This window comes from Paenarthrobacter sp. CC6 (genome assembly GCF_040560085.1).
Classification (GTDB): domain Bacteria; phylum Actinomycetota; class Actinomycetes; order Actinomycetales; family Micrococcaceae; genus Arthrobacter; species Arthrobacter nicotinovorans.
In genome coordinates, this window is record NZ_JARDAN010000005.1 from 494,030 (window position 1) to 518,021 (window position 23,992).

A 23,992-nucleotide genomic window follows, 5' to 3' on the forward strand; every position below is an offset into this window, starting at 1 on the left:
GCTCTGTTTCGCTGCAGCCGGCCTTGCGGGCCCGGAATCCCGAACCGGGTGGGGTCAGTGCCTTTCAGCCTGCGTGCTTGCCGTGTTCCTGGCGGGCTTCAACACCCTGGAGCAGAAGCAACGCCATACGTTCCTGCTGCCTGCGTTCGCGCTTGAGTTCCTTACGGATCGCGGCAAGTTCCTCAGCGGTGCGGGTCTGCTGTTCCGCGATGGTCTGCTGATCCCGCAAGCGGGCCTGCAGTTCCACGTTGGCACGGCTAAGCTGCAACTGCTGTTCGGCCAGGACGTACTGCGTGCGTGTCAGTTGCTCCTGTACTTCCTTGACGTCGGCCGTCGCTGAGGGCCGTTCCTGGGTCAGGATGCGGGCGAACTCCAGGTCGAGGTCGGAACCGGAATCCTCCGGCCGTATCTCACGCCCGGACCCCGGAAGCGGACGACGGGCACCCACGGGGCTCGCGGCGTCGTCGGTCTTCACCCTGTCGCCGGTCTTCACCGCGTCCATGGACGCAGTGTCCAGCGACATGCCGGCCTCTCCCGAGGCCGTGGCCACGAGTTCCTTTTCCGGTGCGGCATCAACGGTGCGGCGCAACGGGCGTTCCTTGATGAAGAGGACTGCCAGGAGGGCCACCACGCTGATGATCGCGGAGATCAGGAAGATCTGTGCTGTCGCGTCACCGTAGGCGGCACGCATGATGTCTGCGATGGGAGCGGGCATATCCGCCAGGTCCATGCTGGCGCCTGAAGCGCCGCCCTGGACGGGGATGCCGGCGGCGGCCATGCCTTCAACCGCCAGGTCCTTCACGTGGTTGGACATGATGGCGCCAAGAACGGAGACGCCGATCGCGCCACCCACCGAGCGGAAGAACGCCACCGATGCACTTGCGGTGCCGATGTCCTTTGCCTGAACGGTGTTCTGTACGGCCAGCACCAGGTTCTGCATCAGCATGCCCAGGCCCAGGCCGAACACGCCTGTGTAGATGGCCACGATCCAGAGTTCGGTGGTGTGGTCCATGGTTCCTGCAAAGGCAAGCCCGCCGATAAGGAGAACGGAGCCTGCAATCAGGAACCTCTTCCACTTGCCGAAGCGGCTGATCAGGATGCCGGATGCCACCGAACCGATGAGGTTGCCGGCGATCATGGGCAGCGTCAGCAGGCCGGCCTCGGTGGGTGTGGCTCCGCGGGCTACCTGGAAGTACTGTCCCAGGAACGTGGAGGAGCCGAACATGGCGATACCAACCGCAACGGAAGCAACGATGGCCAGCGCCGTGGTGCGCTCGGAGATGATCTTGAGCGGAATGATCGGCTGGGCAACCTTGGTTTCAACGAACACCAGGAGCGCAAGGAGTGCTACGCCGCCGCCGACCATGAGTGCCGACTGCCACGAGACCCAGTCGTAGTACTCCGGGTTGCCGGCAAAGGAGACCCAGATCAGGAGCAGGCTCACGCCGGAGGTCAGCAGGATGGAACCGAGCCAGTCGATCTTGGCGGGCCGCTTGATGTGCTCGATCTTCAGGGTGATCTGGAGCAGGATCAGCGCGACGACGGCCAGTGGCACGCAGACGAAGAACGTCCAGCGCCAGCCGAGCGGGCTGTCCACGATGAAGCCACCCAGCAACGGGCCGCCGGCCGTACCGACAGCCATGACGGCACCCATGTAACCGGAATACTTGCCGCGGTCGCGGGGCGGGATCATGGATCCGATGATCGCCTGTGCCAGGGCCGTGAGGCCACCCATGGCGATGCCCTGGATAACGCGTGCGGTCAGCAGGAGCGGGATGGTTTCGGACAGGCCCGCCATGACCGAGCCGGCCACGAAGATGATGATGCTCAGCTGGACCAGGAGCTTCTTGTCGAAGAGGTCCGCGAGCTTGCCCCAGATGGGCGTGGTGGCCGCGTTCGCCAGCAGGGCGGCCGTGATGACCCAGGCGAAGTCGGTCTGGGTGCCCTTGAGCTCGGACATGATGGTGGGAAGTGCGTTGGCGACGATGGTGCTGCTGAGGATCGCCGTGAAGAAAGCCGCGAGGAGGCCGGTCAGGGCTTCCATGATCTGACGGTGGGTCATGGGCGCGGCAGCCTTGGCTGCGGCGTCCACCGCCTGCGGATGTTGTGGTGCTGCTGTAGCCATGCGTGGGCTCCTAAGCTGTCTGGTCTGTTGTGATGGAGCCGGCCGCCGTTGCCCGGATTGAATCCTTGAGGGATTCGGTGAGTTTGTTGATGACCTGGGAGGCCTCGAGGGCGTCAGCCTCGCTCCAATCCGCCAGGTAATCCCGCAGTCTCACGCTGCGTTGTTCTTCGAATTCGTGCAGCTTCGCCGTCCCGCGTTCAGTCAGGGCCAGAAGCTGCGCCCTGCCGTCCGCAGGATCCGGCCGCCTGGTAACGAAGCCGAGTTCTTCCAGCTCCGCGACGTGGCGGCTCAGTACCGGCGCACTCACACCAAGGCGAGCGGCCAGGTGCGTGGCACGGGTCTCCCCCTCGCCAATGAACCGCATCACCCCTTGGACCGCCATTCCGACGTCGGGAACGCGGGCCATGTGCGCGGTTACCACGCAGCGCAGAGTCCGCTGCAGGTCAAAGATCTGATGCACAAGATCGGTTGCTGTGGCAGAACCGACAGACATGTAAAACACCCCTTTTGTTTGCCTAAAGCAACTATAACGCAGATTGATTGCTTTGGGAAACTAAAGGGAGAGCTTAGGCCTCCGGACGGGTCAGCTCCCGGGCCGCGTTGATGACTTCCTCCACGCGGCGCGGACGGCTTACGCCCGGCGCCACTACGGCTGCCAGTTCGTTCGCCGGCACCTTGTCCTCGATCGGGACAAGCGCAACACGCGCACCCGTGTAGAGGGACTCGATTCCCGGCCAGACATTCGTCACCGAGTACGCCCGGCCGCTGGCCACAATGCCGCGGATTGTCTGGGCCACCACGCTGCGCCACCGCACTCTCGGCTCGATGCCCGCCGAATGGAACATCGCGATGACCCGCTCCGCGCTGGGTGGAACATCGAACAGGACTACATCCTCATCGGCGAGATCGGCAAAGCGCAGCGAGGCACTGCCGGCCAGAGGATGATCGGCGGCCAGCATGAACTGCGGCCGGGAAGGAGCCACCGTCAGGATTTCGACGCCGGGAACCGCCTGGAGCGAATAGATGAACGCAACGTCCAACTCGCCTTCCCCCACGGCACGCTGCAGCTCTTCGGCGTTTCCCTCCACGAAGTCGAGCTCCACCTCCGGCCATTTGGCCGCAAAGACATGGATCAGCTCGGGAATCAAGCGAGGCGAGATGGCAATCATGCAGCCGATGGCGACCCGACCACGCATGTCCTCATGGGAACCACGAAGTGCCCCCTGGAGATCTGCGGCTTCACGGAGGATCCGCCGGGCCCGGACGCCGAGCTCAACTCCGGCCGGCGTCGGTTCCACCCGCTTGGCGCGCGTCCGGATCAGCAGGTCCAGGCCAAGGTTTTTCTCCAACTGGGCGATGGCCATGGATGCGGCAGCCTGGGAGATATTGCTTTCACTGGCGGCCTTGGTGAGCGAACCGTGGTCCAGCACGGCCACGAAATATTCCAGCTGCCGAAGCGTAAACTCACCCATCAGTTCTCCTTATGAACTTCTTTGAATTGATTGATTATACAAGTGACGTGGTCCGCACCACACTGGAAGAAAGCCCATTCAGTCAAAGGAGCATCCATGACACCGACGTCATCCCTGAAGCCGCACATCGTCACCCTCGGAACGGCCGGCGGACCGCGATGGTGGGCAGCGGCTGACACCGGCGAGCGCACCGGGATCGCCACCGCCGTGGTGGTGGGGGATGCTTTCTACCTGGTGGATTTCGGCCAGGGCGCCGGACGGCGGCTCAGCCAGTCCGGCTTGCAGCTCAAGGACCTCCGGGCACTCTTCATCACGCACCTGCACTCGGACCACGTCTACGATCTCGCCGGGCTGGGAATCTTCGGCCTCTACGCCCTGACAGACCGCCTCGACTCCCCCGTAAAGATCATTGGACCGGGCAACCGCGGCGAGCTGCCCGCCGTGTCGCCGCGCGCCGTCGTCGAGCCTCAGCCGCTGGCGCCTGAAAATCCGACGCCGGGTACCCGGCAGATGTTCGAACAGCTCATGAAAGCGCACGCCACCGACCTCAACGACCGCATCCTGGACAGCCTGCGGCCCAGCCCCTTGGACATCTTCCACGCCGAAGACATCCGGATCCCGGCGGAATCGGGCTACCACCCCAACAACAACCCGACGCCGGACATGGAACCCTTCGAGGTCTACCGCGACGAACTCGTCACCGTGACCGCGATCCTGGTGGAACACCCTCCCGTGGCCCCGGCATTCGCCTTCCGCTTCGACACCGCCGAGGGTTCCGTGACCATTTCCGGTGATACCGCTTACACGCAAAACATGATCACTTTGGCGCAGGACACGGACCTCCTGCTGCATGAAGCGATCGACTTCAACTGGGTGGAGTCGCTGTACGCAGACAAGACCGATGAGTCCAGCCGGGCTTCCCGCGACCACCACTACAAGTCCCACACCAGCGTCCGCGAAGCCGCGAAGCTCGCCGAGCTTGCCGGTGCCGGCCACCTGGCCCTGCACCACCTCGTGCCCGGTTCCGCTTCCGAAGCCGTATGGCGGGAAGCCGGGGAGCATTTCTCCGGGACGTTCACGGTTCCCAATGATCTCGACACCATCCCGTTCGCCCGTCAGCGCTGACGAGCCAGTACCCACACTGAGGAAGCACATGAGCTCAGCACCAACCGCCCCGAAGACAGGCACGGCCACTTCGGCGGATGCGTCCATGAACACCAAGGACATGCGTCGCATCCTCGCATCCAGCTTCATTGGCAGCGCCATCGAATACTACGACTTCGTTCTCTACGCCACGGCAGCAAGCCTGGTCTTCAACAAGGTGTTCTTCGCCAACCTCGGCCCCGGCTTTGATTTGTTCGCCTCGTTCGTCACGCTCGCCGTGGGCTACATTGCCCGGCCGGTGGGCGGCCTGATTTTCGGACACTTCGGTGACCGACTTGGCCGCAAGAAGATGCTGGTCCTCTCCATGCTCATCATGGGACTGGGCACCACGGCGATCGGCCTGCTGCCCACCACCGCCCAGATCGGCATGGCCGCGCCGCTGGCTTTGGTCCTTCTCCGCCTGGTCCAGGGTGTTGCCGTCGGTGGCGAGTGGGGTGGTGCCGCGCTCATGGCGATCGAGCACGCCCCCAAGAAGCACCGCGGTTTTGCGGCCGCCTTCGCCAACGCCGGTGGACCGGCCGGCGCCATTCTCGGCACCCTTGCCCTGTCCTTGTTCGCCGCGGTTTCCGGCAATGACTTCCTCGTGTGGGGTTGGCGCGTGCCGTTCCTGCTGAGCGCATTGCTCATTGTCGTCGGCATGGTCATCCGGCTCAAGGTGGCCGAAACACCCGCCTTCCAGCGCCTGGAAGCTGCCGGCGAACAGCGCCGGGTGCCCTTGCTCGACGTCCTGAAGAACAACCCCCGCGCCGTAGTCCTGGGCCTGCTGGCCACCACCTCGTTCTACGTGTGCCAGTCCATGACCACGGTGTGGGGCGTCTCCGTCGCCGTCGAGAGCGGGGCGGACAAGAACGGTGTCCTGAACATCAAGGCTGTTGCCGCGCTGCTGACCCTGGTGATCTGCTTCTACTCCGCCCGCCTCAGCGACCGGATCGGCCGGCGTCGTGTCCTCATTGGCGCGTCCCTCCTGGGCGCCGTGCTGGTGTACCCGATCCTCATGCTGATGAGCAACGGTGAGTTGTGGGGCTTCGCGGCCGCGATCATCCTGGGCAACGGACTGGTCCAGGGCTTCCTGTACGGCCCGATTGCCGCTTACGTCGCCGAACAGTTCCCTACCCGCAACCGCTACACGGGAGCATCGCTGGCCTACCAGGGTGCCTCGATGATCGGTGCGGGCTTCACGCCCATGATCGTAGCCGGACTGAGCCTTGCCGCCGGCGGTGGAATCTGGCTCATCGCGGTCTTCTGGATTGCCGCCATGCTGGCATCGGCCATCGCCGTGAAGGCCACGCCCGAAGGCACCCAACGCGAACTCGACTAACCGCTTCCCTTGCCGCCGGCATCCCCGCAACGCAGTCAGCCCCCTCACGGTATTCCGTGCGGGGGCTGACTCTTGAGGGGCTTGATCGCTTTAGTCGTCCAGGTGGGTGGGGCCGAACATCTTCAGCAGCGTCTCAACCACGACGACGTTGGGTCCGTCCGCTGCGAAGGACGCCTTAAGCGCGTCCCCGACATCCTCCGGGGCAACCCGGCGGGCCGGGACACCGAAGGCTTCAGCGAGCTTCACGAAGTCCGGGCGGGCGAGCTCGGTGGCTGTGGCCTGGCCGAAAGCGCCCACCATGTACTCGCGCAGGATGCCGTAGCCGCCGTCGTCGACGATCAGCCAGGTGACCGGGACGTTGTGCTGCTTGGCGGTGGCGAGTTCCGAGATGGAGTACATGGAGGAGCCGTCACCGGACACGGCGAGTACCCTGCTGGGTTTACCCGTGGTTTCCAAGCCGACTGCTCCGCCGATGGCCGCGGGGAAACCGTATCCAAGCCCGCCGGCGCCCTGGGCGGAGTGGAACTGGCCCTGCCGGGCATCCCAGCAGCTCCAGCCCCAGTAGGCGGAAATGGTCATGTCCCAGAACGTCTGCATGTCCGCCGGGACGGCCTCGCGGATGTCCGACATGAACTTCAGCTCCTTGGCCAGGTCCTGGGATTCCAGGCGGGCCTTGACCTTCGCCAGGGATTCCTTGACCACATCTTCCGGAGCAGTTCCGTGCCAGGAGCGCGTTGTTGCATTCGCGGCTCCGGCTGCTTTGAGCGCTTCGTCCAGGGCCGCGAGGGCCTGGCCGGCGTCGGCGCGGATGCCCAGGCCGGGCCGGTTGGACTCGAGGACCCGGGGCTCGGCGTCGATCTGGATGATGCGGCCGCGGGGTTCGAACGTGAAGTAGTTCGACGTCACCTCGCCCAGGGAGGAGCCGATCACAATCAACACATCGGCGTCTTCGAGGACATCGGTCATGTACCGATCCTCGATCCACGACTGCAGGGACAGCTCGTGGGTCCACGGGAACGCGCCATTGCCGCCGGGAGTACAAATGACCGGTGCGCGCAACTGCTCGGCAATCGAGAGCAACGACTTTTCGGCCCGGCCACGGCGCGTACCGCCGCCTGCGATGATCGCCGGACGTTCCGCCGTCGAAAGCCACTTCACGGCCTCGCGGACCAGCTCGACGCGCGGCGGGTTATCGAATGCCTCGGCGAGGGCGTCTTCCACCGGGGGCACCATGATCGGATCCAGCAGGACGTTCTGCGGGATTTCGATCCAAACCGGACCCTGCGGCGAAGAAATCGCCTCGGTCCACGCGTCCTGGATGGCCGACGGGATACCGGAGGCGTGCTGGATCAGTCGCTGGCTCTTGGTGACGTTCGCGGCCGAAGCCTTCTGGTCATCGAGCTGGTGCAGCATGCCCTTGCGGCGGGCGCCCAAACCGTCGAGCGGGATCTGGCTGGCAACAACCACCATGGGAACACCCGTGGCATACGCTTCCTGGAGGCCGGCGAGGGACGTCAGCGCGCCCGGACCGGTGGACAGGAACAGCACACCGACTTCGCCGGTGGCACGGGAGTAGCCGTCAGCTGCGAACGCCGAGTTGTTCTCCACACGGGAGGACACGAAGTGCAGGTTGCCGCGGCCCATGGCGTCGAAAAGACCCAGGGCGTGCTGGCCCGGGATACCAAAAACAGTCTTGGCACCCAGCGCTTCAAGGGTCTCGACGACGAGGTCCCCACCGTTGCGCTGGTTGGTCCCCTTGGTGGGAGCTGCTGTCCCAGGATCGAAATCGATCATCGCTGCCCTCCGATGGCCTGTGCGACTTCCTGGATGCGGGCGCCGAGGGCCTGCTGCGCGTAGCCGTTCGGGGCACCGTGGCGGTCGCCTTCAACGGCGTTGTCTGCCATGAGGGTCACCAGTTCATAGGCAACGTGGCTGCCGGCGACGCCGGTGATTTCTGCGTGGTCGTAGGCCGGGGCGACTTCCACCACATCCGCGCCAACGAGGTTCATGCCGCGGAAGCCGCGGATGATCTCCAGCAGTTCGCGGCTGGTGATGCCGCCCGCTTCGGGGGTGCCGGTGCCGGGGGCGTGGGCCGGATCAAGGACATCGATGTCCACCGAGATGTACAGCGGGCGGTTGCCGATGCGGTCGCGGATCTTTGCCACCGTCTCCAGGACGCCCTGGTAGTAGACGTCGGCGGAGGTGACGATTCCGAAACCGAAGCGGTGGTCGTCGTCGAGGTCCTTCTTGCCGTACAGCGGACCGCGGGTACCGACGTGGCTGATGGCCTCCGTGTCCAGGATGCCTTCTTCGACGGCCCGGCGGAACGGCGTACCGTGCGTGTATTCGGCGCCAAAGTAGGTGTCCCAGGTATCCAGGTGGGCATCAAAGTGCAGCATGGCGATGGGTTCGCCTGCGCGTTCCGCTGCTGCCCGGAGCAGCGGGAGGGCGATGGTGTGGTCGCCGCCGAGGGTGACCAGCTTGCTGCCGTTGGCCGTGAGGTCCAAGGCGTTCTGCTGGATGGTTTCGATGGCCTCGTTGATGTTGAACGGGTTCACTGCCATGTCGCCGGCGTCGGCTACCTGGATGTTCTCGAACGGGCTGACGTCCCAGGCCGGGTTGTACGGGCGGAGCAGACGGCTGGCCTCACGCACGTGGTTGGCGCCGAAGCGGGCTCCGGGGCGGTACGAAACGCCGGAGTCGAAGGGAACGCCGACCACGGTGACGTCGGCCTTGGAGACCTGGTCCAGGCGGGGCAGGCGGGCATACGTGGCGGCACCGGCGTAGCGCGGGATACGGGATGAATCGATGGGGCCCAGGTTGCCGTTGGCCTCGATGCGGAGCTCTTCCAAAGTACGCCACTCCTTGAGTGAATAGGGGGATTGATTCTGCGGACTGTGACACCCATCATACACTCAAAGTTGTCTAATATGCATCACTTGTTTACAACCTTCCAAAAGGATGAGACGCCGCTCACAGCAGGCGTAAAGATTCCATAAAAACCGGTGTCCCGGCGTCGAACCGGGCCATACGCTCCATGCGGAAGCAGTACCGTGCTGCGCGAAAGGACACCGTGACCACCCTGTCGAGGCCTCCGGCCGACCCGGCCAACCGGCCCAAGAATTCCTTCAAGCTCAAACCCTGGTTGCTTGAGGGAATGCCGGACACTTCAGGCAAGCGGCAAGGCCCCCACGGCCAGCCCTCGGAGTCCCACAAGCCGCAGGCCTGGTGGAAGGTCATGTGCCTCACGGGCCTGGACTACTTCTCGACACTGGGGTACCAGCCCGCCATCGCCGCCCTGGCAGCGGGCCTGCTTTCTCCCTTGGCGACGTTGCTGCTGGTCACAGCAACCCTGGCCGGAGCGCTGCCGGTTTACCGCCGGGTGGCAAAGGAAAGTCCACGCGGCGAGGGCTCCATTTCCATGCTGGAGCGGCTCCTCCCCCGCTGGGGCGGCAAGCTCTTCGTCCTGGCACTCCTTGGCTTCGCGGCCACGGACTTCATGATCACCATTACGTTGTCGGCTGCCGACGCCACGGCCCACCTCATCGAGAACCCGTTCGCGCCGGACTTCCTTGAAGGCCAGAACGTCGCCATCACCCTGGCGCTCATCGCGGGTCTGGGCATCGTCTTCCTCCGCGGATTCAAGGAGGCCATCAACGTGGCCGTCGTCCTGGTGGGCGCCTTCCTGATGCTCAACCTTGTGGTCATCGCCGTATCCATCGGCCACGTCTTCACCGAGACCCGCGTCATCACGGACTGGTGGACTGCTTTGACCACCTCCCACGGCGATCCGATCATGATGATCGCCCTGGCATTGCTGGTGTTCCCCCGCTTGGCGCTGGGCCTCTCGGGTTTTGAAACAGGCGTCGCCGTCATGCCCCAGATCAAAGGCCATGCCACGGACACGGAAGCCAATCCGGCCGGCCGCATCAAGGGTGCCCACAAGCTCCTGACCACCGCCGCGATCATCATGAGCTCGTTCCTCATCACCTCCAGCTTCACCACGATCATGTTGATTCCGGCCGCTGAATTCGAACCCGGCGGAAAGGCCGATGGCCGCGCCCTTGCCTACCTCGCGCATAAGTTCCTGGGCGATGGCTTTGGAACCGTGTACGACATCAGCACAATCGCCATTCTGTGGTTCGCCGGAGCCTCCGCGATGGCCGGATTGTTGAACCTTGTTCCCAGGTACCTGCCGCGCTATGGCATGGCACCGGCCTGGGCGCGGGCACTGCGCCCCCTGGTCCTCGTCTTCACGGTCATCGCCTTCATCGTCACCATCATCTTCCAGGCTGACGTCAACGCCCAGGGTGGCGCCTATGCCACTGGCGTGCTGGTCCTGATCACTTCCGCGTCCATCGCCGTGACGCTGTCGGCACGCCGAAGGAAGCAAAAAGCACAGGTCATCGGCTTCGGCCTCATTTCCCTGGTCTTCGTTTACACCACCGTGGTCAACTCCATCGAGCGCCCGGACGGCCTGAAAATTGCCGCCCTGTTCATCCTTGGCATTCTGGTGGTCAGCTTCGTCTCCAGGATGAGGCGGGCATTCGAGCTGCGGGCCACGCACATCAAGATGGACCGGAAGGCCCTGGAGTTCACGGCCAACAACACGCACGGACCGGTCCGGATCATCGCGCACGAACCCAAACGCTTCAGTGCCGACAGGTACCGGGAGAAGCTGCAGCACGCCCAGCAGGCCAACCACCTCCCCCTGGACTGCGACGCCGTCTTCATCGAGATCATCGTGGACGACAGTTCAGACTTCGAGCAGGAGCTCCAGGTGGTAGGCAAGGAACGGCACGGGTTCAAGATCCTGGAAGTGCACAGCAACAACGTGCCGAACACGCTGGCGGCAGTACTCCTCCACATCCGCGACGTCACCGGCTTCATGCCGCACATCTACTTCCGGTGGACTGAGGGCAACCCGATTTCGAACCTGAGCCGCTTCCTCTTCTTCGGCGAAGGGGAGATCGCGCCCGTCACCCGCGAAGTGCTCCGGGAAGCCGAGCCGGACATCACCCGGCGCCCCTGGGTCCACGTGGGCTAGCCGCCTCGCACGCTCCTGCCCGGTTAGTCCCTTCGCAGGCTGCGCTCCTCCCCAGTTCGTCCCCCCGCGGACTCCGCTCATCCCCGGATTTCGGGCGCTCCGCTTGGCCCGTGGGACGAAGGGCGGCGGCAACCGGGGAGGAGCGCCGCCACCAGGAGCTCAAACCGGGATGGAGCGTCGGCTGGAGTTGCCCACATACGGCAAGTGCGTCATTTCGTGGAACGTTGGAAGCCTGTGGACTGGTCCGATGGACGCCTTCCAGTACCTCGAAAAAGTAGGCGGCGTGGCTCGGACCGGACAACTCCTGGCCGCAGGCTATTCGCGCCGGGACATCGCGCGCCTTCCAAGCAAGGGTGCGAAACAACCCCGGCGGGGCATCTTCATGCTTGCGGATCACAGACCCGAGTTGGCAACCGCCCTCCGCTACAACTCCTACGTCTCCTGCGCCAGCGCAGCTCAACACTACGGATTGTGGATACGCAAAGCACCTGATCTCCACCATCTGGCATGCGATCACGGTCACGGCACCGGGTTCGTCAGGCACAGGACCATGAGATTCGAACCTCATCCCAGCCTCCCAATCGCCGCGGTGGAAGATGTAGTCCTACATGCCATGGCTTGCCTGGCGCCGCCCGCTTCAACGGCAATGGCAATCTCGGCGGTTCGACTGCACGGTGTGCCGTTGGAACTGCTGAAGGAACAGTTGCAGGGAGACAGGTCGCGGCCCGTCCTCAACGCGCTCAAGGATCTCGACCTGCGTGCAGAGTCCATTGTGGAGGTCGATGCACAGCATCTGCTCCGCACCCACGGCATTGCATTCGACGCCCAAGTGGCAATACCTGGCATCGGGCGCGTCGACCTCCTTCTGGAAGAGTTCCTCATTATTGAAGTGGACGGCTTCGCGTTTCACTCCGATAGAAAGGCCCTCCGCAACGACTTGGCACGCAACAACGCCTCCACCATCAACGGGTATTTGGTCCTGAGGTACCCACCGGAAGTCATCTGGTTCGAGCCGGAGCGCGTGATCGCGGAGATCCAGGCGGTTCTCAAGCTGCGTCGTGACGATCCCGCCCGGTTGGTGGACGGCTTTGCCCAGCCGAGCCCCGGACTTTCGGGGATCGGCCCGGTCCCTGGCTTCCAATACAGGAGGTAACTGGGAGGGAGTGCACAACGCCGGGAGGGAAAACTACCGGCTTGCTGCGGGCACCAGCACCCAGAGCACTTCCACGGTTTCGTCCGTCGGGTTGATCCACGTGTGCGGTTCGCGGCCCGGGAAGGAGAGGGTGTCCCCTTCCTCAAGGTCGTATTCTTCGTTGGTCAGGATGAGCTTGATGCGGCCCTTGACCACATGCAGCACGTCCACGTCGCAGTCCACCGCGTAAAGCTCGTTTTCGCCGCGCCCGCGGGGCTCGATGGTGGCTTGGAGTATCTGCAGGCGCCGCTCGGAACGTGCGGTCAGCAGGCGTTCCACAATGCCCTGGCCGCCCAGCGAGATCCTGGGGCCGTCGTCGCGACGCGTCAGATGGGTCTCCGGCGCGGCGAACAAGTCGCCGACGGAGACGGACAGAACCTGGCAGAGGGTCACCAAGGAAGCAACCGACGGCGATGTCAGGTCGCGCTCCACGCGGCTCAGGAAGCCTTTGGTCAACCCGGTAGCGTCCGCAACCTGCTCGATGGTGAGGCGCTGCGCTTGCCGGGCTGCGCGGATTCTGGAACCGATGGCAACGGGAACATTGCTCGGTTCAACGGGTAGAGCCTTCATTCACGAACCTTTCAGGCCTGTCATGTGGCCCTGTCATTGGAGCAATAGTAGCCGGGAGGCACGCCAACAGGGCCACTGCGGGCGTAACCAAGTCCAAAGGATCTTGACTGTTACTCCGATCACAACATATCCTCATAGGCAACAAGTGTTGTCTGTGAGGCACACAACACATCCCCAAGCTCCAAACCCAAATCTCCAATCATCCGCACAGAGACTTCGACGCATCGCAGGAGTATCGTCGAAAACCCCAACCTCCGTGCATCAGCTCCAAGGACCGTTCATGGAATCTTCGGCTATTAATATCGCAATCGTGGTGGTGTACCTGCTCGCCATGCTGGCCTTCGGCTGGTGGGGCAAGTCCCGCACAAAGAACAACAGCGACTTCCTGGTGGCCGGCCGCCGCCTGGGACCCTTCCTCTACACAGGCACCATGGCCGCCGTGGTCCTCGGTGGCGCATCCACCGTGGGCGGCGTGGGCCTCGGCTACAAGTTCGGCATCTCCGGCATGTGGCTCGTGGTGGCCATCGGCTCCGGCGTGCTGCTCCTTAGCCTCCTGTTCGCCGGCACCATCCAGCGGTTGAAGATCTACACGGTCTCCCAAATGCTGAGCCTGCGATACGGCAGCAAAGCCACCCAGACATCCGGAATCGTGATGTTGGCCTACACCCTCATGCTCTGCGCCACGTCCACCGGCGCCTACGCCACCATCTTCGTGGTGCTCTTCGACTGGGAACGCTGGTTGGCAATCGCCGTCGGCGGCGCCATCGTGCTGGTCTACTCCACCATCGGCGGCATGTGGTCCATCACCTTGGCAGACCAGGTGCAGTTCCTCATCAAGACCGTAGGCATTTTCTTCCTGATGCTGCCGTTCGTCCTGAACGCAGCCGGCGGAATGGACGGCATCCGTGAGCGCCTGGACGCCAGCTTCTTCCAGATCGACGGCATCGGCGTCCAGACAATCATCACTTACTTCGTGGTCTACACCCTCGGCCTCCTGATCGGCCAGGACATCTGGCAGCGCGTCTTCACCGCCAAGACCGCCACCGTTGCACGCTGGGGCGGAGCTACCGCCGGTGTTTACTGCATCCTCTACGGCATCGCCGGCGCACTGATCGGCCTGGCTGCCCGCGTCGCCCTCCCGGACATCGATGTCGCCAACCTCGGCAAGGACGTTGTCTACGCAGAGGTGGCAACCCACATCCTGCCCGTCGGCATCGGCGGACTGGTGATGGCCGCGGCTGTGGCTGCGATGATGTCAACCGCTTCGGGCGCCCTGATCGCCGCCGCCACGGTGGCCCGCGCAGACGTTGTCCCGTTCGTGGCCAGCTGGTTCGGCAAGACGATCAACACCGACGACACGGAAAACCCCGAGCACGACGTCAAGGCTAACCGCTACTGGGTCCTGGGCCTGGGCATCGTTGCCGTCCTGATTTCCATGGCAGCGCAGGACGTCGTTGTTGCCCTGACCATCGCCTACGACATCCTGGTAGGCGGACTCCTGGTCGCCATTCTCGGCGGCCTGGTCTGGAAGCGCGGAACGGGCATCGCGGCTGCATGGTCCATGGCAGTCGGCTCAGTTCTGACACTGGCCCTGCTCATCATGTACGCGGTTGGTGTCATCCCGAGCGAAGACGGCGTCTACGCCAACGAGCCCATCTACTGGGGCCTCGGTGCTTCTCTGGTGGTTTACGTCGTGGTCTCCCTGCTGACTCCGCCCACGGACGCAGCCGTCCGCGAGGCCTGGGACAAGCGCGTAGCCGGCGCCATCTCCGAGGAACTGCCGCCGGAAGTCCACCCGGTGGGCAGCAGCAAGTAACCAGGCAATACCCGACGGCGGTGCCGCCCCCTTCACGGGGGCAGCACCGCCGTCGTTTTGTCCCCGGCAATAAGGCCTTCACAACCTCAGGTGCGGTACTGTTGTCCCAGCTTCAAGAGATGTGGCGCCAAGCTCCGACTGGCCATGCACCAACCCCATGTTCACGGGTGGTTCGGATGAGGAAGCGGCCCGTCCCGGACCTGAGACAACCGAGCGGGCAAGAGCACTCTCCACAGGAGCAGCACCTTGCCGTATCAGAGCGATACCAGCCACGCCCACAGCACCTCCGGCCAAACCGAAGCCCGGACCGTCACGGTGATCCCCGCCGTCGACCTTTACCTGGGCACGGTCACCATAGTGGCCAGGAAGGAAACCCTGTTCTTCCGGCATCCCCATCCGCAGCAGATCGCCAAAGCGCTGGCCCAGGCCGTCCGGCCCTCAACGTGGTGCGGGGCGTCCCGGACCCTGACGGTTACTGTGGCCGCGACAGGAAAACGGGATGGCCAGCCGCGCCTGTTCGCCCTCGGCAGCCGGGACGAGGACTAGATTTCCTCTTCCTCCCCACGGAATTCCTCGGTCTCATCGATCGGCACCACCCGTTCATCGTCCTCGGGGGCGTCCACTTCCTCAACCCAGGGCTCGTCCACTTCCTGGTCTTCGGCGTAGTCGTAGGCCGGGTCCGACTCGATGGTGGTGCGTTCCGGGTACTTGGCGTGTGATTCGGTGGTGTCCATGGTGCAACCTCCGTCCCGTGGGCCTGTAAGAGCCCGCTAACCGAGTGCGGGGAGGCTCCCCGCCCCTGTCCTTCCATCTGAGCACCGGCCAAAGCGAGGGTCAAGCAGAGCCGGAAATTACGGTGCACCGAACATTCCAGCTAAGGAATACCAGCCAAAAAACCCTGCAAATAAGCGGTAGTGTGGGGCGTGCAATGGGGCCGCAACTACCCCACCCAGCACAGGAGATAAAGTGCAGATGCACCAGGAATCCCACAGTTCGTCGAGCCCCGCTCCGGACCCCGCAATCGAACCCGCAGCCCTCCACCACACCGCAGACCCGGCAGCACCCACTGCGTCGGACATCAGGCGGTGGCGGCAGTACCTTGCCGATGAACGCGCCGAGGCTGCGGTCTACCGCGAACTCGCCCAGCGCCGCGACGGCGAGGAACGGCAGATCCTGCTGGCTCTGGCCGAAGCCGAAGGGCGGCATGAAGCGCACTGGCTCAAACTCCTGGGTGAGCACGCAGGCATGCCCAAGGCAGCTTCCGCCCGCAGCCAGTTCTTGGGGTTCCTGGCCCGCAACTTCGGTTCGGTCTTCGTCCTGGCCCTGGCGCAACGTGCAGAGGGCCGCTCCCCCTACGGAACCGAGCCGGCCGCCACCCCCGCGATGGTGGCCGATGAACAAATCCACGAGGAAGTAGTCCGGGGCCTGGCGACCCGTGGACGCAACCGGCTCTCGGGTACCTTCCGTGCTGCAGTTTTCGGCGCCAACGACGGTTTGGTGAGCAACCTGTCGCTGGTCATGGGCATGGCCGCGACGGGTGTACCGAGTTCCGTCGTCCTCATGAGCGGCGTTGCAGGGCTCCTGGCCGGCGCACTGTCCATGGGTGCCGGCGAATACGTCTCCGTCCGCTCGCAACGCGAACTGCTCAATGCCACCCTCCCCACCCAGGCCACCCTCACCGCAGCCCCGTCGCTGGACATCGACCACAACGAGCTGGTCCTCGTGTACCTGGCACGCGGCATGACCCGCGAAGCCGCCGAGCACCGGGCAGCCGAGCGCATGGGATTGTTCAGCTGCGACTGCGATCCCAGCCTCTCCCTGCAGCCCGAGAAGCCGGTGGCCGATGAGCATGAATCGGTGGGTTCGGCGTGGGGCGCGGCGCTGTCCAGTTTCTGCTTCTTCGCCTCGGGAGCCATCGTTCCGATCCTGCCCTTCCTTTTCGGGATGACGGGTATGGCCGCGCTCCTGGTGGCCGGAGTCCTGGTGGGCATCGCGCTGCTGGCGACAGGCGCCGTCGTGGGTTTGCTGTCCGGTACGTCGCCGCTCAGCCGCGGCCTGCGGCAACTGGCCATCGGGCTCGGAGCAGCTGCTGCCACCTACGGTCTCGGTTTGCTGTTCGGCGCGGCGATCGTCTGAGTTTGGACTGCTCCCCCGGCAGACCGTAATGTTGGTTCGTCCTCCGCGCTGCCCCGCGTGACCAAGGGCCTGAGGAATGGAGAACCGTGGACTGGGAGCGGGAAGCTACGCACGCGCCGAAGCACCGGCGATCGGGAACAACCCAGCGCGTTCTGCTCGGCCTGCTGATGGCATTCATTGCGGCGACGGTCGCTGTGCTGGTGTCCTGGTTCCTGAATGGCGACCCCCGCATCACGGCACTGTTCCCGGGCGTCAGCGTCCCGGGCGGCCCGCAAACCGGGAAGATACAGCCCACCTCGGCCCGCATTCCGGACGCACCACCGCCGGGACTTGAGGAAGCTGACGCCCCGCTGGCCTCGCCGACGGCACCGGGCACCACCAATGATTCGTACAAGTTCCTGGCCATGAACGACGACGGCACCCCGGTGGGCTATTCCCCTTGCCGGCCGCTGCACTACGTGGTGAACAACGCCTCCGCTCCCGAAGGAACCGACCCCCTCCTGGCGACGGCCATTGCCAATATCTCTGCAGCCTCAGGCATCCGGTTCGTCAACGACGGAACAACCGACGAACAACCCGCGGACCGGCGCGAGCCCTACCAACCCAACCGCTACGGCGACCGGTGGGCTCCCCTGCTGATCTCGTGGACCACACCAGAAGTGGCACCGGCCCTTGAAGGGAAGGTCATCGGCACGGGCGGCAGCACCATGTATTCGCTGGACAAGGGCCCCAAAAGCTACATCACCGGAAGCCTGGAGCTGGACACACCCCAGATCGCGGAACTTCTGGCCGATCCCGGCGGTGCGGACTACGTCCTTGCCGTCATGCAGCACGAGCTGGGACACGTGATGGGACTGGACCATGTGGACGATCCGATCCAGCTCATGTACCCGGAAATCGGGGCACCGGACGGTCTGGCCGCCGGTGACCTGAACGGCCTCCATCTCCTGGCATCAGCCCCCTGCCGCAAGGACATCTAGCAGCTTTCCGGCGTTGGGTACGAAGGCCATGGACTCACGGGGACACTGGACTTATGCTGGCGAATACGGCCGACGGCGGCGCCCCACCGCCCGTCCGCGGCCTCCACGTCAGGGGGTTCCATGGAACCTTATGGGTCGTCCAAGTGGCCGGACCCGGATCCTCCCCGGCCCCATTACCTTCCGCCTTCGGGTCCGCACGAGCCGCCTGAGCCCCGCCCGCCGATCAAGCACAGCAGCGTCGCCGCCATCCTGTTCCTGCTGGGCATCCTGGGGCTCGTGTGCGCCGGAGCCTATTTCGGCGGAGAGCTGCAGCAATTCCTCTACGGATCATCGGAAAGCCAGAGCCAGCCGCCACGTCCCGGGCTGGCACCCTTCGGACAACGGGACGATCCCCTGCCCGGACGTGAAGAAGCCGACGCGCCCCTCGGCACGCCGCCCCCGCTGGTCCAAGCCAGCAGCTCGTACAAGTTCCTGGCAGTCAAAGAGGACGGCACGCCCTTGGCGTACTCGCCCTGCAGGCCCATCCACTACGTGGTGAATTCGGACCTCGCGCCGGCTTCCTGGCAGGTTCTCGTGGAGAAGGCTGTCCATGAAACCGGGAGAGCTACGGGGTTGAGATTCATTTACGACGGGCCGAGTTCCGAGGTTCCCTCCCCCAACCGTTCCGGATACCAGCCGGCCAGATACGGGGACCGTTGGGCGCCGGTGCTGATCGCCTGGAGTACCCCGGAGCAGGTACCGCGCCTGACCGGGCAGACGGTGGGTCTGGGCGGAAGCTCCTCCATTGGCCTGAGCAACGGCTACAAGGCGTACGTGACCGGGACAGTCTCACTGGATGCGCCACAGTTTGCCGGGATCGTGGACACCCCGGACGGGGAGGACATCGGCGTGGCAGTCATCATGCACGAGCTCGGACACCTGGTGGGCCTGGACCACGTGGACGATCCCCGGCAACTCATGTTCGGGCAGGCATCGTGGGTACGGGAATATGCCGCAGGCGACCTGACGGGGCTCGCGGAACTGGGTTCAGGTCCTTGCAGCAAAGACTTCTGATCCGGGCTGTGTCTTATCGGGCCAACACCGCGAGCGCATCCTCCACCGTGTCCACCAAAAAGATACGCTCCGCCATGGGCTTCCCGGCGGCCAGGCTCTGCAGCATAGGCCACGCCGGGAAGGTCCGTTCCCAGTGTTCGCGGCCCACCAGGACCATGGGCGTAATGGTTTCGGGCGCGCCGTAGTAGTTCTCACAGGCGTCCTGGAAAATTTCCTGCACCGTGCCTGCCGCTCCCGGCAGGAACACGATCCCGCCGTTGCAGACTTCCAACAGGATGGCTTCCCTGATGGCGTTGGCGAAGTACTTGGCGATGTGGGTGGCGAACAGATTGGGCGGCTCGTGCCCGTAGAACCAGGTAGGGATGCCGAGGGTCGGGGTGCCTTGCGGGTAATGTTCGACGACGGCCGCCGCCTGACGCGCCCAAGCCGTCACCGAGGGCCTGAACCCCGGGACATCGGCGAGGGTCGCAAGGGCCGCCTGCAGTTCGGCGTCGGGCCTTCCGCTGAAGTAGGCGCCCATATTGGCCGCTTCCATGGCACCGGGACCCCCGCCCGTGGCGACGGCGAAGCCGGCTTGGGCGAGCAGGCTGCCCAGCCGGGCGGCGTCGGCGAATTCCCTGGATCCTCGCTGGGCGGCATGGCCGCCCATGACTCCCACAATCCTGCTTCCTGCGAAGGGGCCCTGATCCAATGCCTCGTCCAGGGCGTCGCCTATGGCGTGATCGTGCAGCGCTGCGGCGAGCGTGGCGTCGAGGCTCTGACGCTGGCCGGGCAGGATGCTCCACTGGTAGACCTGCGCGTCGAGGGTGGACTCGTACTCAGTAGCCGGGATGTCCCGGTAGAGCTCCGCCGGGGTGTAGAGAGTGCCGCGGTACGGGTCAAAGGGAACACCCAGCAGCTTCGGAAAGATCAGCGCGCCACGGCTTCGCAGACTTTCTTCCACGCCGGTGTCGAAGGTGCAGCCGAGGAAGATGGCACCTTGCGGATCCATCGCTTTGAGCTGGCGCGAGTAGCCGCGAAGGTCCAACGACTGCGCGTGCCAACCGTGCATTGACCGGGCTCCGGCACTGACCAGCCGATCGAAATGAACCACGCTTTCGACGTCGAGTGTTCGAGGACTTGGGTTCAAAGCTGCGGTGCGGTTCATGAATTCAGCGTAATGCGGGGTTTATGCGGACCGCCGGGATTTCGAAGGGAGGGGCCCGGACCCTAGCCATGTATTTCGCCGAGGAGTACAGTATCGATCACTGCTCCACTTTCGAATCATGAAAGGCAATGGCAGTACCCAACTGAATTCCGCAATGACGTCCCGGGGGCGTCGTAAATTTGCCGGCTGGGGGGCCCAACATCTGCTCGAGGAGCATGGTTGTGGACCGTCCAAAATACGCTCGGCGTCATACTCATTCCACCCTGTTCAGCACCCGTTCCCTTTTCCGGAAAATCCTTGTTTTCCTGCTGGGTTCCGCTGTTGCCTTTTCTGCCCTGACCGTTGGTATGGCGGCGCCTGCCGCTGCTGCGGTCCCGCCGTGCCCAGGCACAGGCGGCGCCATGCAGATAGTGGCCCACACCGATGATGACCTGATTTTCATCAGTCCGGATTTCATGCGTGACATCCAGTCCAAGCGCTGCGTGCAGACCGTGTACGCAACGGCGGGTGAAGCCGGTGAAGGGGCTGCATACTGGAACAGCCTGGAAGCGGGAATCAGGGCAAGCTACGCGAAAATGGCGGGCGTAGCCGATGCCTGGACCACCTCCGACGCGGGCGTTCCGGGCCGACCCCTCACCCTTCAGACCTTGAATGCGGCACCCAACGTTTCCGTCGTTTTCATGCGGCTTCCGGATGGCTTCCCGGATGGGAGGGGCAGCAGCCGCTACAACGGCCAGAGCATCCTGAAACTGTGGGACGGCCGGCTCAGCTCCATCCGCCCGGTTGACGGTGCCGCAGCGTTTACCAAGGCGCAATTCCAGACGACGTTGAACCAGCTGGTGGCCAATTACCAACCCACCACCTTCCGGACCCAGGATTGGACGGGAAATTACCAGGACCCCTACGACCACAGCGATCACTGGGCCACGGCAAAGTTTGCCCAGCTGGCCAGCAGGGCCTACACGGGACCCCATACGGCATCTGCATACGACGCCTATGTAATCGATGAATACGCCCAGAATGTGACGGGCGCGGACCTGACCAACAAAGTCAACACCTTTGTGCGCTTCGCCGATTTCGATAAATACCTCTGCGACACTCCCTGCCCGGCGCCGCCTTACAGCGACTGGCTCAAACGGCAGTACATCACGGCCATCGAGTGGACGGGCAATGCTGCCAAATCAGCAGGCACAACAGTGAGCGCTTCCTCGCAGAAGGCCTCGGGGCAGAGCCCCGAGAAGGCCCGCGACGGGTACGCATGGGGTACGCCCATGGACGCCAACCGCGAATGGGTCACCAACGGCGGCAAGGCAGGCAGCTGGATCCAGTACAACTTCTCCCCTGCCCGGACCATCAACGCCGTGACGCTTTTTGACCGGCCGATCCTCAGCGACCAGGTAACCGGCGGCAACCTGGCCTTCCCGGATGGCAGCACCGTGCCAGTGGGCGCCCTGCCCAACAACGGTTCGGGACTCACAGTGAACTTCCCGGCACGGACAGTCAGTTCGGTCCGCTTCAACATCACCTCCGTGAGCGGCTCCACCACGAACATCGGCTTGTCCGAGTTCGAGGCCCACATCACGGCCGACGTCGTTGCACCCGAAGTGACGGCGACACCGCCCGGCGGCACCTATGACATCGGGCAAAAGGTCACCCTGTCCGCGAACGAACCTGCGACGATCTTCTACACGCTGGACGGGACGACCCCCACCACCGCGAGTGCCAAATATGCCACGCCGATCACCGTGAATGGTCCACTGACGCTGAAGTACTTCGCCGTGGACGCTGCGAACAATCCGTCGGCCGTCGTGACGCAGAGCTACTCCACCGGCCCGGACGTGACCAAGCCTGTGGTGACGGCCAACCCGCTGGGCGGCGCCTACGCCCCGGGCACCAGCATCACGCTTACGTCCAACGAGGCAAACTCCGTGATCAAGTACACCAAGGACAGCAGCGATCCCCTCACTGCAGGATTGGTCTACTCCACGCCGATTGTCTTCGCAGGCCCGGATCCGATGACCCTGAAATTCTTCGCCACGGATCCTGCCGGAAACGTCTCCGATGTCGTCACGCAGACCTACAACGTTCCGCCTGACACGCGGGCGCCTGTGGTGACGGCGAATCCAACCAGCCGTGCGCTGGCCAGCGGGGCAACCATCACGCTTTCCGCCGATGAACCAGGCGCAAGCATCTACTACACCACAGACGGCAGCAGCCCCACGGCTACGGAGTCTGCCACCAACTTCAAGTATTCGGCTCCGCTTGTCATGGGGACATCACAGCTGACCCTGAAGTACATCGGTGTGGACGCTGCAGGGAACACCTCACCCATTGGAACCCAGACGTACAGCGTTCCCGCAGCCGGGCCGCCGTCGTCCCATGACTTCAACGGCGACGGCAAGGCCGACGTCTTGTCCTCCGATACTGCCGGCAACCTGTACCTCTACCCGGGCAATGGCGGAGGCGGTCTGGGGCCGCGGCAAACGGCCTTGGCGGCACCTGCATGGTCCACGATCACCGACACCATAACCCCCGGCGACTTCAACCGGGACGGCAAACCGGACCTGCTGGCCCGTGCAGGTGACGTCCTGTGGTTCTACCCGGGCGACGGCGCCGGCAGCTTCGGCGCCAGGGTCCAGGTGAGCACCGGATGGAGCACCATGAGCCAGTTGTTCTCCCCGGGCGACTTCAGTGGCGACGGAATCCCTGACCTGATCGCCAGGCGGAGCACCGGCGATCTGCGCCTTTACGAAGGCAACGGCAGCGGCGGGCTCCGGACGCCAATCACGATTGGAACCGGCTGGAATGTTATGAATGCAATTCTGAGCACCGGGGACTTTAATGGAGATGGTACGGGAGACGTGCTGGCCAGGCGTTCGGATACTGGCGCCCTCTGGCTCTACCCCGGCGATGGAACCCGCGGATGGCTCGCATGGAAGCAAATCTCCACGGGTTGGGACAACCGAACATCGATCGCAGGCCCCCGGGACCTCGACGGCGATAACAAGAACGACGTCATCGGCCGCATCGGAGACACCCTGTGGCTCTACCCAGGCAGCGGCAACGGGACATTCAGCAACGTCCCGCCCACTAGCCTCGGCACCGGTTGGCAGACCATGAAGATCATCGGCTAGCCAACCCCATGGACCTGGCGCGGGTCGGAGTTTTCCCCCAGACTCTTCGGCCCGCGTCAGCCATGTCCGGAGCCTGTCCGGGGTGGGCTGCCAAAAATGTCAGACCCTCCTGGCAGGGTTGATGCATGGGAAGCATTGGGGATGTTTTGGCGCGGCGGGCAGGTTCGCCCGGCGCCAAAGTCCTGCCCCGACGCGTCCGCCACAGCGAGAAAACAGGTTCGACGGCGTCACTCGCCGCCGCGCTGACCGGCAGCGAGCCTGGCGTGCGGCCAACCGGCGGTATGTCATTTGAGGGCCGCTCTGGAGCTGCAGGACTCGCCGAATCGCTGGCATTGGGTGCTGCAGCAGTGGCGGCCGTGCGTTCACTCGCGGCCGAGGAGACACGGCTGTTTGACTTCACGGAAGCCGCAGATTTCGCAGGATCGGTCGAAGAGATTTCCCGGGCCCTTGAGTACGTGCAAGTCGTTGCGGCGCAGGCTGTGGAGCGGACCCGGACGGAGGCGCAGCGTGCGGCGCCGGCACAGCAGCCTGGACAGTCCCCGGCGTCCGGCGCCCAGGAATGGCGGACGGGGTGGACAGAACCAGCCGGTGAGTCAGAAGGTGGCGTCGGCGGTGACTCCGTCCCGGCTGCTGCTGCTGATGGTGATGGTGGTGGTGGCAGTGTTTTGGATGATGGGTACCGGAACGCGGCGGAGTTCCTCCGAGCCCGGTTGCGGATCGGGATCGGCGAAGCACGGCGCCGGCTCGCCCTCGCGAACGAGGTCCTGCCCGGGGCCGGAATAACCGGCCAGGAAATCCCGGCCCGTCGTCAAAGACTCGCCGACGCCCTCCACACCGG

18 protein-coding genes, 1 pseudogene and 1 riboswitch are annotated in these 23,992 nt (G+C 64.3%); of the genes and pseudogenes, 11 read left to right on the forward strand and 8 right to left on the reverse strand.

Annotated features, from left to right (window positions below):
* Positions 1–64 precede the first annotated feature (64 nt).
* The 3 genes from PV760_RS04730 to PV760_RS04740 form a co-directional block, all read right to left on the reverse strand.
* A complete protein-coding gene (locus tag PV760_RS04730) occupies positions 65–2,125 on the reverse strand; it encodes an MFS transporter (RefSeq protein ID WP_354627267.1) in 2,061 nt (686 codons plus the stop codon).
* Positions 2,126–2,135: 10 nt separating this feature from the next.
* Complete coding sequence (locus tag PV760_RS04735) at positions 2,136–2,618, reverse strand: MarR family winged helix-turn-helix transcriptional regulator (protein ID WP_018777085.1); 483 nt, start codon at positions 2,616–2,618, stop codon at positions 2,136–2,138.
* A gap of 73 nt (positions 2,619–2,691) precedes the next feature.
* Entirely contained in the window at positions 2,692–3,597 is a 906-nt protein-coding gene (locus PV760_RS04740) for a LysR family transcriptional regulator (protein ID WP_354627268.1), read from the reverse strand.
* A gap of 96 nt (positions 3,598–3,693) precedes the next feature.
* Between PV760_RS04740 and PV760_RS04745 the strand changes: the two genes are divergently transcribed.
* Together PV760_RS04745 and PV760_RS04750 are read left to right on the forward strand one after the other, a co-directional pair.
* Positions 3,694–4,722 (forward strand): MBL fold metallo-hydrolase, encoded by a 1,029-nt coding sequence (locus PV760_RS04745; RefSeq protein ID WP_110505867.1) that lies wholly within the window; start codon positions 3,694–3,696, stop codon positions 4,720–4,722.
* 28 nt (positions 4,723–4,750) lie between these two features.
* Positions 4,751–6,079 carry an MFS transporter gene (locus PV760_RS04750; RefSeq protein WP_110505868.1) on the forward strand — a complete coding sequence of 443 codons (1,329 nt, stop codon included), beginning with the start codon at positions 4,751–4,753 and terminating at the stop codon, positions 6,077–6,079.
* A gap of 90 nt (positions 6,080–6,169) precedes the next feature.
* Here PV760_RS04750 and PV760_RS04755 read toward each other — a convergent pair whose 3' ends face one another.
* A complete protein-coding gene (locus PV760_RS04755) occupies positions 6,170–7,873 on the reverse strand; it encodes a thiamine pyrophosphate-binding protein (RefSeq protein ID WP_110505869.1) in 1,704 nt (567 codons plus the stop codon).
* Entirely contained in the window at positions 7,870–8,931 is a 1,062-nt protein-coding gene (speB, locus tag PV760_RS04760; RefSeq protein WP_018777080.1) for an agmatinase, read from the reverse strand. The genes PV760_RS04755 and speB overlap by 4 nt, the downstream gene beginning before the upstream one ends.
* Before the next feature lie 221 nt (positions 8,932–9,152).
* On the opposite strand from speB, the gene PV760_RS04765 reads away from it, so the two are divergent.
* Positions 9,153–11,126, forward strand: a complete 1,974-nt coding sequence (locus PV760_RS04765; RefSeq protein ID WP_039240095.1) for an APC family permease — start codon at positions 9,153–9,155, stop codon at positions 11,124–11,126.
* Between the two features lie 247 nt (positions 11,127–11,373).
* Positions 11,374–12,279 (forward strand): type IV toxin-antitoxin system AbiEi family antitoxin domain-containing protein, encoded by a 906-nt coding sequence (locus tag PV760_RS04770; RefSeq protein ID WP_035733454.1) that lies wholly within the window; start codon positions 11,374–11,376, stop codon positions 12,277–12,279.
* Positions 12,280–12,312: 33 nt separating this feature from the next.
* Here PV760_RS04770 and PV760_RS04775 read toward each other — a convergent pair whose 3' ends face one another.
* Positions 12,313–12,888, reverse strand: a complete 576-nt coding sequence (locus PV760_RS04775) for a helix-turn-helix domain-containing protein (RefSeq protein ID WP_018777077.1) — start codon at positions 12,886–12,888, stop codon at positions 12,313–12,315.
* Between the two features lie 280 nt (positions 12,889–13,168).
* Here PV760_RS04775 and PV760_RS04780 point away from each other — a divergent pair, with 280 nt between their 5' ends.
* Positions 13,169–14,704, forward strand: coding sequence for a sodium:solute symporter family protein (locus PV760_RS04780; RefSeq protein WP_018777076.1), 1,536 nt, complete (start codon positions 13,169–13,171; stop codon positions 14,702–14,704).
* A gap of 110 nt (positions 14,705–14,814) precedes the next feature.
* A riboswitch (SAM riboswitch) is annotated at positions 14,815–14,934 on the forward strand.
* A 16-nt stretch (positions 14,935–14,950) separates the two neighbouring features.
* Positions 14,951–15,250 carry a hypothetical protein gene (locus tag PV760_RS04785; protein ID WP_354627269.1) on the forward strand — a complete coding sequence of 100 codons (300 nt, stop codon included), beginning with the start codon at positions 14,951–14,953 and terminating at the stop codon, positions 15,248–15,250.
* Here PV760_RS04785 and PV760_RS04790 read toward each other — a convergent pair.
* Positions 15,247–15,438 (reverse strand): hypothetical protein, encoded by a 192-nt coding sequence (locus PV760_RS04790; RefSeq protein WP_018777074.1) that lies wholly within the window; start codon positions 15,436–15,438, stop codon positions 15,247–15,249. The genes PV760_RS04785 and PV760_RS04790 overlap by 4 nt on opposite strands.
* Positions 15,439–15,676: 238 nt before the next feature.
* Here PV760_RS04790 and PV760_RS04795 point away from each other — a divergent pair, with 238 nt between their 5' ends.
* The 3 genes from PV760_RS04795 to PV760_RS04805 all read left to right on the forward strand — a co-directional run bounded on the left by PV760_RS04795 (position 15,677) and on the right by PV760_RS04805 (position 18,873).
* The gene (locus PV760_RS04795; RefSeq protein ID WP_035733445.1) at positions 15,677–16,840 is read left to right on the forward strand and encodes a VIT1/CCC1 transporter family protein; all 1,164 of its coding nucleotides are present in this window, start codon (positions 15,677–15,679) and stop codon (positions 16,838–16,840) included.
* A gap of 86 nt (positions 16,841–16,926) precedes the next feature.
* Positions 16,927–17,820 (forward strand): matrixin family metalloprotease, encoded by an 894-nt coding sequence (locus PV760_RS04800; RefSeq protein ID WP_354627270.1) that lies wholly within the window; start codon positions 16,927–16,929, stop codon positions 17,818–17,820.
* Between the two features lie 120 nt (positions 17,821–17,940).
* Complete coding sequence (locus PV760_RS04805) at positions 17,941–18,873, forward strand: zinc metalloprotease (protein WP_039240090.1); 933 nt, start codon at positions 17,941–17,943, stop codon at positions 18,871–18,873.
* Positions 18,874–18,886: 13 nt separating this feature from the next.
* Here the strand turns inward: PV760_RS04805 and PV760_RS04810 are convergent, their stop codons facing one another.
* Positions 18,887–20,020, reverse strand: coding sequence for an LOG family protein (locus PV760_RS04810; RefSeq protein WP_181423358.1), 1,134 nt, complete (start codon positions 20,018–20,020; stop codon positions 18,887–18,889).
* A gap of 401 nt (positions 20,021–20,421) precedes the next feature.
* On the opposite strand from PV760_RS04810, the gene PV760_RS04815 reads away from it, so the two are divergent.
* Positions 20,422–23,154 carry a chitobiase/beta-hexosaminidase C-terminal domain-containing protein gene (locus PV760_RS04815; protein ID WP_354627271.1) on the forward strand — a complete coding sequence of 911 codons (2,733 nt, stop codon included), beginning with the start codon at positions 20,422–20,424 and terminating at the stop codon, positions 23,152–23,154.
* Between the two features lie 125 nt (positions 23,155–23,279).
* Positions 23,280–23,992: pseudogene (locus tag PV760_RS04820) on the forward strand (HNH endonuclease signature motif containing protein); the annotation flags it as partial.